Source organism: Chryseobacterium sp. VD8, from assembly GCF_037149975.1.
GTDB lineage: Bacteria > Bacteroidota > Bacteroidia > Flavobacteriales > Weeksellaceae > Chryseobacterium > Chryseobacterium indicum.
Genome location: NZ_JBBCQL010000147.1, coordinates 1 through 11552, shown reverse-complemented (window position 1 = coordinate 11552; position 11552 = coordinate 1). Strand labels below are relative to the sequence as shown.

Below are 11552 nucleotides of genomic sequence, written 5' to 3'. Positions count from 1 at the left end.
ATCAACAGATCCTATGAAAAAGGAATTCCCGTTTTTGCTGCCAATTATTATGATGCTTCAAAACAGTGTTTTCCTGCTAATTTTACACAGACATTTTCTGTAGGAACAGGTTATATTAAAGAGAAACAAAGTTTCAAAGTACTGAATGACAATTACGATATTATTGCAAAGGGGGGCTTTCAGAGAGTTGCCGTTCCCAATCGTTCTTTTGCTTTCAGTGTAGGAACCAGTCTTGCAACAGCACATATTACAGGCATTGTAAGCAATGCGTATAGGAACGAAGAATGGAAAACTATTCCGGATCTTAAAAAGTGGCTTGAAGAAAATTCTGATACTAGTATTTTCAGCCTTACAAAACATGATACTGAAATCAGTCGGAATATCATAAATATCAGAGAATACATTAAAGAAGATATTACAGCTCTTACAAAAGTTTTAAAACCATCTCAAAACTTCAGAAAGCTGGCTCTTTTTCCTTTTGATGAAAAAGAAATACAATCGATTATCGAAAATAAAGAACAGTCTGAATATGACATTTCTTTAATCATAGACACACCAAGAAACATCATTCATAAAGAAAAAAATACAAATGGGATTCCCTTAACAAAGAAACTTGAAGATGAGGATTTTCTCTTATTTGATACTTTGGTTGTAGGATATTTTAATGATCTGAAAGATGAGATCAACACATTATTCGGATTAAAGCTAATTACTGAATGTCTCAGGAGAAATAAAAATTTTATTCTCTGGGATGCTTCAGTAAAATCGATCATTAAAAATATTATTAAAAATGAAAAAATCCATTACAAAGGAGAGATTTTTTTAACGCATATTGACCGCCAAATGAAGAAAGATATTTACATGAACATTTCTTCTTCATTCGAAACAACGATCCCTTCAATTTGTGTTATAGGAACCAACAGTAAACAGGGAAAATTTACTACCCAGCTAAAAATTAAAAAAGTTCTGGAAAAAAGCAATTATAAAGTTTCCTTTATCTCGACAGAACCGCAAGGCTGTGTTTTAGGTGCAGATTCTGTTTTCCCTTTCGGGCACAAAAGTTCTGTAAAAGTTGAAGCTGAAGAATGGTATCATATCATTAACGGATTAAAAAATTATTCAAAGCAAAAGAAAAACCCGGATATAATCATTACGGGAATTCAAAGCGGAATTTTGCCCAAACATCCTGTATATGTTAATAAATTACCGGAAAAACTTATTTATACAAATGCTTTTTATCCCGATGCAATTATATGTACAATCAGTCCCGATGATACAATAGATTTTATAAAGAGAACGGTTGATGCCGTGAAATCTTTTAATTATTGTGATGTACTGTTCTACTGCCTTACTCCGTGGATTATAAGACATGAAAAGGGGATTACTATAAAAACCAGACTTACAGACAAAGAATATGATGAAAAACTGTCTTTCTACTCCGAAAATCTTGATAAGCCGGTGATTGATATAAAGAATGATAAAAATGATACGGTAATAATAAAACAAATTCAACATTATTTTAAACAATAAACACCATGGATTATAATAAAGTTTTTGATCAGATAAAAGACAAACTTCCTTCGATAGAGATTAATGATTTTTCTGATCTTACGGCAAAAGATTTCAAAGCAAAATATGGGTATCCGGAAGTTCCGGTACTTTTGAAATCAAGATTTAAAAACCTGTATGAAAGTATTGATTTTGACGAACTGGAGAAAACTTTTCATTCAAAAGACTGGGAATTCGAATCTACTGAAGAGAAGGAAGCCAGTAAAATGAGCTTTAAAAGCTATTTCGAGAGTGGCAGCACTGCATACTACTTAAGATTAAATATGAAAAGCATCGATTTTAAAATACATGCTCCACAGATTTTTGAGTGTTGGTACAAATCTTATCCTACTGAAAAAGAAAAAAAAGAACTTACATGGCTTTATTACGGAAATAAAAATACATTCACAAATATTCATACCGATGTCTGGAAGTTTAATTCTTGGCTTCTTCTATTGAAAGGTAAGAAACTATGGTTTATTTATCCAAAAGCATATAATTCCATTATTAAAAAAGAAAAAGAAAAATTCGGTATTGAAAATATTGAAAACTTACTGAATAGCAATATAAAACCATTAATGGTAGTTCAGAATCCGGGAGAAATGATGTATGTACCAAGTGATACTTTTCATTTTGTAATCAATCTGGAAACTTCACTCGCATACACAGGAAATTTCATGAATGAAACCAATTATGAGAACGTTAAACAGTTTTTTGCAAAATCTGACAATAAAAACAATAAGAAGTTCATCAATAATATTATCGCAACCGGAATGACCAACTTTAAAATAAGAAACTTATGAAACTGAGACAGGAAACCGTAGAAGATAAAAATGTCTACATTGTGGATGATGTTCTTACACAGACAGAAGTAGAGTCATTTTATAAGTTTGCAAGTTCGCTGAGCTATGCCAGAACGGAAAAAAGTAATCATGCAGATCAGTTCCCGAAGTATGTTGTGAATTTTGATACAGAAAAATTTGAGAACAATACATTTTTAGGAAAAAAATCCAAAGAACTTCTTAATCAGTTTGTCAAGGATTCAGAGGATTACAAACTTTTCAGAGCCTACATCAATCTGTCTCTTTACGGAGACGTAGAATTTCCTCACAGAGATTGCCCGAAAGACAGAGGAGATATTACCATACTTTATTACATCAATGAGTATTGGGAGAAAAATTATGACGGAGAAACCATTTTCTATGCAGAAGGAGATTCACAATTCTGTGTACTTCCAAAACCAGGAAGATTCGTGATTTTTAACGGAGATATAGAACACAAAGGAGGATTGCCTTCCAGAATCTGTAAAACACCCAGATATACCTTAGCGGTAAAATATTGTTATAAAAACTTAGAACTATGATAAGTACAGAACAAAGAATTGTTGCTATTTTGGATACGATTACCTCCCAAAACAGCATTTTTAGTGAGATGACCACCGAGGAAAAAATACAGACTTTACCTTCAGAATCAATGCTTACATTACAGTTTATTACCTATCTTGAAGAAGAGTTTGATATTGAATTTGAAGATGATGAGCTTGATATTTCCTTTTTTGAATCTATCGGAAAAATTACTGCAGCAGTAATGAAACATACAAATGAAAAAACTGTTTAATACATATAATTTTTATTTTCTTTTTTTAGGGATATTTCTTCATGCACAATATTCTGTAGAAGGAACGGTATCTGGTAATTCTTTACCTGTAAGAGATATACAGGTGTTGCTTCGAGCCGAAAAAGACTCAGCTATAGTTGCCAATTCTTTTACCGAAAAGGATGGGAAATATCTCTTCAGAAATGTTCCGAAAGGAGGATATATTCTTCAGCTATTATATCCGAATAAAGAAAAATTTAGAAATATTTTCGTAGATAAAAATATTAAACAGGATTTCACACTAAGCTCTGAAAAAGAAAGTGTAATTGAAGGCGTTGTGATAATCGCGGCTCCAAAATTAATCACAAGAGAACTTAATAAAACCACAATTAATATCTCCAGATCTATATACAAATCCGGAGATAATGGATATACATTGATGAATATTGTTCCCGGAGTTAACGCAAATATCGCCAATGGAATACAGTATCGTGGTCAGCAAGGAGTCTCGGTGTATGTTAATGGAAAAAAAATAAGAATGTCCGGAGCGCAGCTTCAGAATTATCTGAAGTCTATTTCTTCTGTGTCCATTGAAAAAATAGAATTTACTTCAGAAACGGGATCAGAATATGAAGGGGACGAAAAAAATGCAGTCATTAATATTATCTTAAAGAAAAATTATAACTACGGACTGAGTGGATATATCTATGAAAATATTCAGCAACACAGATATACGAGCTTTTCTTCCGGATTCGGGCTCAATTACAAAACGAATAAAGTAAATTATTTCTTAGGATACAATAATTATACAGGTAAAAGCTATTCTGATAATGATGAAATTCAGAAATATACCCAGTCCAACTTTTCGACCATTCAGAAAGAAAAATATGTAGAATCTCCTAGATATAACGAATTAAAAGCAGGAATTGATTACGAGATTACATCCAGGCATATTCTGACTGCCGATTATACTTTTTCTGTAAATAATATAAAATCTACAGGAAAAACCAATCTGGAATATTTCAGAAACACGAGAGACTCTTTAGACTTTATTAATAATTCAAAAAAAATTAGATTAGAAAATCATTTATTAAATATAAGCTACAAATACAAGATCGATTCTTTAGGAAGTAAACTGGAGACAGGATATAATTATATTGGCTATTTTAATAATTATGCTTCCAATGTAGATTCGTTTTTTTATCTGAATGATGATTCACAAAGAAGAGCTCCGGATTTTCTCCAAATACAAAATCCTCTTTCTATTGATATGCACATTGGTTATGCAGATCTTTATTATGTCTTTAATCAAAATAATAAATTGAGACTGGGAACAAAGTTTATCTCTTCTTTAAGTAAAAATGAAATAGATTATTCGCAGACTTATCAAAGCTCGGATTACAGATACAAAGAAGATATATTATCTTTTTACAGCAGTTATCAGAGTAAAATAGGTTCCGTTTCATTTAATATTGGAGGCAGGGTTGAACGTACTGCATATCATGGAGAAGATTCTTTCTCGCAATATCAGATTGATGCAGACAGGTGGAATTTTTTTCCGTCAGTATTTTTACAGAAAGATCTGGGAAAAGGAAATATCAACTTTTCTTACAACAGAAAAATAACAAGACCATCTTTCCAGTTGCTGAATCCTTTTAAAGATATAGAAGATACAAGATTTATTAATGTAGGAAACCCTTCATTAATGCCATTTTTCCAGAACAATTTTAAGGTGTCTTATTTGCTGAAAGATAAATACTCTTTCGAAGCAGGATTCAATACAACAAAAGGTATGATCAGCGAAGTATATTATCTGGATAATCTTGAGAATATTACTTACAAAACCTATGCAAACCTGAATAAGGAAAACGAAATGTACTGGAATGTTTTTATTCCGGTCGATATTACAAAATGGTTTAAACTGAATATTTTTACAAGCAACAGTTATAAACAGGTAACTTTTGACAGCGAAAAGATAAATGTGTTTTGTCCATACTATTCATTGTCTGCAAAATTGACGCTTCCACACAAATATTATTTGGATATCAACTACGATTATAAAGGCAAATCGTTATGGAACAAATATTTTCTGGACAGCCAGCAAAGTCTGAATTTTACATTAAGAAAATCTTTCTTTAAAGACGCCTTGTCACTAAGCTTTGATGCAGTAGATCCTTTCCGGCTGAGAAAGATTAAAATAAATATTGATGAAAATGATTTCACAAGGAGTATTGTTAACAGACTTCCTACAAGATTTTATTCTTTGGGACTTACTTACAACTTCAATGCAGGTAAAAAAAATACTCAAAGAGAATCATTTGATAACAGCAATGCCGAACAACAAAATAGATTAAACAAATGAAAAAATTAACAGTTTTTACAGTACTAATGATGTTATGTCTTACAACAACATCATTTTTTTATCAGAAAGAATGGGAAAATGAAATCTCGGAATGCGGAATCAGAATGAAATTCGTAAAGCTGCATAAAAAAGTGAAATTTGATATTCCGTGCCAGTCTCAAAGCAAAAACTTCGTGATAGAACATTATTTAAAAGATCAGTCCGTGAAGTTGGAATTTTTCAAAAAAAATAAAGAACTGATAAAAAGTATTGAGCTCTCCGGAGAATCTAAAAAAGAGATTTCACTGGCTGGGTATGAAAAGTCTTTTACGGTACAGATAAGCTCCGTTGGAAGCTCAGGATCTGTTTTGATAAGACCTAATTAAAACAAACTTCTTGAATCATGAAAAAGCAAATATTAATACTTCTGGATCACCATTGTCTTTTTAAAGAAGATGAATGGGATCCTGATGTTATCCGTCAGCTCATCGCTGTACTTACGATTTTTCATCATGAAGAAATAATTTTTGCAGACCGGGATCAAAAAGTAAAGAATTTGTTTTTGCCGAAAGAATTGATGAAGAATGTATCATTTAAAAATGATTTTAATAAAAATGAAACAGATGAATATGATGTCGTGATCGCTCATTATCATTCAGAAGCCGACTTTTTTAACAGTCAGAAGGAAGGCAGATCTTTTGAAAATGTTTATTTCTTTAACAATAAAAGCAATCCTAATTTAAGTTTTCCAGGTATTGCAGAATATATCAAACAACAAAAATTACAGTTTGACATCAAATCAATTAATGAAAAACTTAAGAATTTTTTGACACTTAATATTCTTCCGGCTGAAAGTGAGCAATATGAAATAAATATAACAAAGTCTGAAAAGATCTGTATTGTATGCGATTTCAATCAGAATTTCTTCATCGGAGACAGTTGCTTTTGGTATTATGATCTTAACTATAAGCTGTTTGTTCTTAACGAAAAACAGCCTTCTAAAAAGATTGATGTTTATGTTACCAGTGTCAGGAATTATCATCATATTAAAAGGATCTATTCGTCATCTTTTCCCGAAAATGTAAGACTGCTTAATTCTTCTGTTTATAGTATAGATTTTAAGGAATATGATCTCGTTATTGTAGAATTTCTGTTGTATTATAATGTTAAAAACAAAATTGAGAATAACTCTCAACCGGTTTTAACCTATACATTTCCGGTAGATCATGAGAAAAATAAGAGCTTTCATTCTGTTGCTTTCGGAAAATATTTTATGCTTGATGATCTCAAAAGGCAGCTTTTGTACAACAAAAAACACTATAATAAGATTGAAATAAAAAATGAAGAAATAAATGATGCAGATCTTTGGCTTGAATCCCACGGAATAGAAAAAGAAGATAAAATATTTGCTTTAATTAATGAGGCATCCCAAGCTGAAAAAATAATAGATCAAAAAGTCTTTCTGCAAATCATACAATGGCTTGTAAAAGAGAAAAAATATAAAATACTATTGTTCAGCCAAAGTAACGACCTGAAGAATATTTTGAAAAAAGATTTAAAGCCTGATATTTTCAATAAAATTATTTTTCCGGGAAAACTTGGGATAAGAAAAGAAATGTCTTTAATGGCATCAGATTATGTAGACGGACTGTTGTCGCCTTGTACAGGTCTTGCACATTTATTCAACGGCATTAATTATTATCTGCACAACATCCTCGAAAAAGAAAGAAAAAAATGCATCGTCTATACAGGGAAACAAACCTATGTTAATGATTATCATCCCTTGCTGTGGTGGAATTTTAAATATGTAAACTGCCTTTCTTACATTACTAAAAATGGAGAGGCATTTCTTGCCGAAAAAAAAGACATTCTTACAATCAGAAATTTTGATGAGGTATCACTTTTTCCTAACAAAATTCCGCATAAAATTTTGTGCGATAAAATAGAAGAAATATTAGAAAACTAAATGTTCAGATTTTATTTTTATATCATTAAAAAATATATCAGGCACTATATTTTGCTTATTGTATTGTTTGTTATTACCAATGCTTTGTCACTGGTAACTCCTTATGCTCTGAAAATTATCATAGATAAAACCATTCCTCAGGGAACTTATGAAGATCTCGTAAAAATCGTTCTGCTGCTTTTGGGATGTTATATTATAAGAATAGGTTTTTCATTTTACTCCGGGATCTTATATGTAAATGTAAGCCGAAAGATCATTGCAGATATCCGAAGAGTTTTATATAAAAATTTGCTAAAAAAAGATACGTCATTTTTCAAAGAAAGTAAAACAGGCGAACTGATATATCTTTTAACCAATGATGTGGATAAAGTACAGAACTTTTTTTCTTCGACATTGCTTAATTATATCAACAACAGTATGGTGGTGATCGGAGTTCTGGGAGTTATGTTTTATTTTAACGTAAGTCTTACTTTGGTAAGTTTAGTGGTTTTACCTTTTTTGATCATCAATACATTTGCCTTGAAAGGAAAAATTAAAAAAACGTATCTGAAATTAGTAGACATCGAAGGAAATATCTATAATTATTTCTTAGAAAGAATAAGAAACATACGGGTTCTTAAAAGTAACAATGTTCTCTCCGAAGAAATAGAAACCCTCAATAATTATCACAATACATGGCGCGAAAATGCAGTTGAAAATACATACTGGAACGGGATAAGCTCAAATATTACAACCTTCTTAATTGCCATTGGTCCGCTTATCATTCTTTTGTACGGAGGAAAGCTTGTATACTCCGATTTAATGACAATAGGTACCCTTATCGCTTTTATACAATACCTAAACAGGATTTACGCACCTATTATCGGGCTTGCAGCGGGAGCCAACGAATTTTTTCAGTCAAAAGTTTCAATGAAAAGAATCTACGATAACATTACCAAAGAAGAAAATACGGATGATTTAAAAGAAAAAGTGCTTGAAGTTTCAACGATTACATTAAAAAATATAACGGTTAAATATCATGAAAAATATATATTGAAAGACTTTTCATACATTTTTAACAGTGGGAAAACATATGGAATAAAAGGTAAAAGCGGAATCGGGAAAAGCACAATGGTCAATCTCATCATGAATTTTATCAATCCGGATTCGGGACACATCAATATCAATAATATTTCTATTGATAAGGTTAAAAATCTCACCTCTCTTATTGGTCTGATTGAAAAGGAAAATCAGCTTTTTCATGATACGGTAATTAATAACATTAAATACGGAGCAGAAAAAGAAAACATCATGGAATTTCGTGAAATTATCAGGATTATCTGTCTTTCCGATGTTATTGATCGTCTGGAAGATCATGAAAATACAACGATCACTTTTAGCGGAAGTACTCTATCTGACGGAGAAAAGCAGAGAATAGCCATTGCGAGAGTATTTTACAAACAGCCCGAAATCATCATCTTCGATGAAGCTACAGCATCGCTGGATGTTGGTTTGGAAAGAATTATTCTTAAAAATATCAGAGAAAAATTACCCAATGCAATTATTTTGATCATTTCCCACAGAAATAATCTTCATGAATTTTGCGACGAAATAATCGATTTTGAAAAACTATCCTATGAAAATAATACAAAGTTACTGGTCACATCCTGATTTATCCACAAGAAATCAGAGAGAATTTATTAAATTAAACCTTAATAAGTACATGACTTTTGCTCTGAGTGTTTTAAGAGCAAAAAAGTTTTACGAAAATGTAGAATTATATACCGACAAAGTTGGAAAAAACCTTCTGATAGATCTATTGGAACTTCCTTATACCAAAGTTCATGTCTGTCTTGATGATCTTACCGAAAGGTACGGAGAATACAATCATGTTTGGGCATTAGGGAAAATTTATACGTATTCGTTACAAGATGAACCTTTTTTTCATGTTGATAATGACGCTTTTATTTGCAAATCACTTGCAGATTTCCATAATGTTCCTTTGGTTGCCCAGTCTTTTGAAATGGATAACGGACATCACAAATACAACCTGCGAAAATTAAAAAGACAGCTTTCATTTTTCCCTGAATTTTTAAATACAGATTCAGAAATGTTAAAAGACGGTTCCCAGTACAATGCAGGAATTATAGGAGGAAACGATCTGGATTTTTTTAAGAATTTTTGCAGAGAATCATTTCAGTTTGTAGATAAAAATTTACATATCCTGAATGATCTTCAGGGTGAGAATATATGTTTCCCGTGTATTTTTGAGCAGTATTTATTTTCGTGTTTTGCACACCATCAGAAACGAGAAATAAAGACATTGTTGCCGATGCCTAAAACACCCTTGGATAATTTTAATAGTTTACTGGATTTTCATGACAGACAAAATACACTGTTTATACACCTCATTGGAGATCATAAAAAAGAGGCCCACAATATGTGTATTGTTGCAGAAACCCTTTGGCAGGAATTCCCGGAATATTACAACAGAATAATCAAAAAATACAATACTCATGAAGTTACTGTCTAACGAACTTACGACTGCATGGATTAATAATAATCTATCTCATGTGGAAATACAGGAAGAGATCAGAAAAATAGAGAAACATATCCAAATAAATGATATTTACGCGATAAGTAAAGAGCAATTGCTGGAATTTGAAGAAAACCACTTGTTGGAAACCAACAGAATTCTCAGTTTGCCGAAAGATAAATTTCTGGATGTAAAACTTCAGTGTAATCCATTTGTTTCCGTGTTTAACAGTCAATATACTTATACCTCTTACAGTAAAGAAAAAGCAATTGCTTTAATTCCTAAGTATATAGCATTTGCAGAGCCTAAAATACTTCCGTTATACCTTATGTACGAAAGACGGTTTTTTACACAGTTCCTTTCTTTACCCAAAGTATTTTCAGGCGTTGAATTGGTGGAGAAAAGTTCTGTCAAAAACGGAAGAGATCAGCAGTCATACTGGGAAGATTTCTATGAATATATGCTAAAACGGTTTTTATCAGTTTTTTTGGTTACACCCGCTTAATTTTATAAAACCATGGAAATTAAATATCATTATCCTTTTATCCGACAGATTAAGGATTTTTACAGGTATCGAACTCAGGGAAATATTTTTCTGGAAGTTGATATCAATTTTAGAAGAATAGATTTAAATAAAATTAATAGCGCAATAAGGAAACTGCATCAAAAATATACACTTCTGAATTGCAGATTTGTACTGGAAAATGATATAATCTATTTGAAAGAATTGCCGCAAAATAATATCGATTATTTTAGAATATTACCGGAGGAATCTGAAACAAAAAATCCCAATGAATATTTTCATCCGATACGCATCGAAAATCAATCATTAAGCATTTACGACGCTCCTTTAATGTATTTTCATATTTTCAGACATAAAGAAATGCTTATTTTCAAAATATTTGCACACCATATGATCTGTGATGCAAATGGTCTGCAGAAAATTAAAAATGATCTGATTGATTATTACGGAGGGGCAGAAGTTACAGAAGTTTTTGATTTTGGTCAGTATGCTGTGAAAAGAAATAGTAAATTATTTAAGACGTTGGAATCGGATCAAAAATATTGGATGAATATTCTTTATGAATACGATGATACAGTAATTAAAGAGATTGATTACAAGTGTTTTAATGATTTAAATTATGATGATAAAATAAAAAGTTTAGTTAAAGATAAGTATTATACACCTTTGGATGACTATTCAAAAAAAGGGCAATCATATTTCCACGCTTTTACAATTCAAAACTTTGCTGAAATTCAGAATATCATTCAGAAAAAAGGAATCAGCTGGGTGAGTATATTCATGCATGTTTTTGCTAAGACAATTTATCCTTATCAGGGAAAGTCTCTCGTAGGTCTTTTAGTTTCAGGAAAAAATGATTTTTTTTCGCTCAACAGTATTGGAGAATATTCCGGAGAATGCTTTTATCCTGCGGCAGATCATCCTTTGAGTACTTATGAAATCATTAAAACAGCAAAGAATTTCATGACTTTATCAAAACATCTTGTGTATAATTATGCCCTGCTCAAATGGGATGAAGAAAAATTTTTCAGAAAAATATGTAAATCTTTTATTAATCTTTCTG

11 protein-coding genes are annotated in these 11552 nt (G+C 31.4%); all 11 read left to right on the top strand.

Translation table 11 applies throughout. The features are described 5' to 3' along the window. Positions 1-1530 (top strand): DUF1611 domain-containing protein (locus WFK35_RS15235; protein WP_336733314.1); only part of this gene is annotated, 1530 nt, incomplete at its 5' end. A gap of 5 nt (positions 1531-1535) precedes the next feature. Beyond that, entirely contained in the window at positions 1536-2351 is an 816-nt protein-coding gene (locus tag WFK35_RS15230) for a JmjC domain-containing protein (RefSeq protein WP_336733313.1), read from the top strand. Further along, the gene (locus tag WFK35_RS15225) at positions 2348-2911 is read left to right on the top strand and encodes a 2OG-Fe(II) oxygenase (RefSeq protein ID WP_336733312.1); all 564 of its coding nucleotides are present in this window, start codon (positions 2348-2350) and stop codon (positions 2909-2911) included. Before WFK35_RS15230 ends, WFK35_RS15225 begins: the two co-directional genes overlap by 4 nt. Then, positions 2908-3165, top strand: a complete 258-nt coding sequence (locus WFK35_RS15220) for a hypothetical protein (RefSeq protein ID WP_108410325.1) — start codon at positions 2908-2910, stop codon at positions 3163-3165. The genes WFK35_RS15225 and WFK35_RS15220 overlap by 4 nt, the downstream gene beginning before the upstream one ends. Then, positions 3149-5506: an outer membrane beta-barrel family protein gene (locus WFK35_RS15215; RefSeq protein ID WP_336733311.1), complete on the top strand. Its 2358-nt coding sequence runs from the start codon at positions 3149-3151 to the stop codon at positions 5504-5506. The genes WFK35_RS15220 and WFK35_RS15215 overlap by 17 nt, the downstream gene beginning before the upstream one ends. After that, the gene (locus tag WFK35_RS15210; protein ID WP_336733310.1) at positions 5503-5871 is read left to right on the top strand and encodes a hypothetical protein; all 369 of its coding nucleotides are present in this window, start codon (positions 5503-5505) and stop codon (positions 5869-5871) included. Before WFK35_RS15215 ends, WFK35_RS15210 begins: the two co-directional genes overlap by 4 nt. 17 nt (positions 5872-5888) lie before the next feature. Next, positions 5889-7451 (top strand): hypothetical protein, encoded by a 1563-nt coding sequence (locus WFK35_RS15205; protein ID WP_336733309.1) that lies wholly within the window; start codon positions 5889-5891, stop codon positions 7449-7451. Continuing rightward, positions 7452-9101, top strand: coding sequence for an ABC transporter ATP-binding protein (locus WFK35_RS15200; protein ID WP_336733307.1), 1650 nt, complete (start codon positions 7452-7454; stop codon positions 9099-9101). After that, complete coding sequence (locus WFK35_RS15195) at positions 9067-9963, top strand: DUF6734 family protein (RefSeq protein WP_336733304.1); 897 nt, start codon at positions 9067-9069, stop codon at positions 9961-9963. Before WFK35_RS15200 ends, WFK35_RS15195 begins: the two co-directional genes overlap by 35 nt. Then, positions 9947-10471: a hypothetical protein gene (locus WFK35_RS15190; protein WP_336733303.1), complete on the top strand. Its 525-nt coding sequence runs from the start codon at positions 9947-9949 to the stop codon at positions 10469-10471. The genes WFK35_RS15195 and WFK35_RS15190 overlap by 17 nt, the downstream gene beginning before the upstream one ends. A gap of 12 nt (positions 10472-10483) precedes the next feature. Next, positions 10484-11552 (top strand): condensation domain-containing protein (locus WFK35_RS15185; RefSeq protein ID WP_336733301.1); only part of this gene is annotated, 1069 nt, incomplete at its 3' end.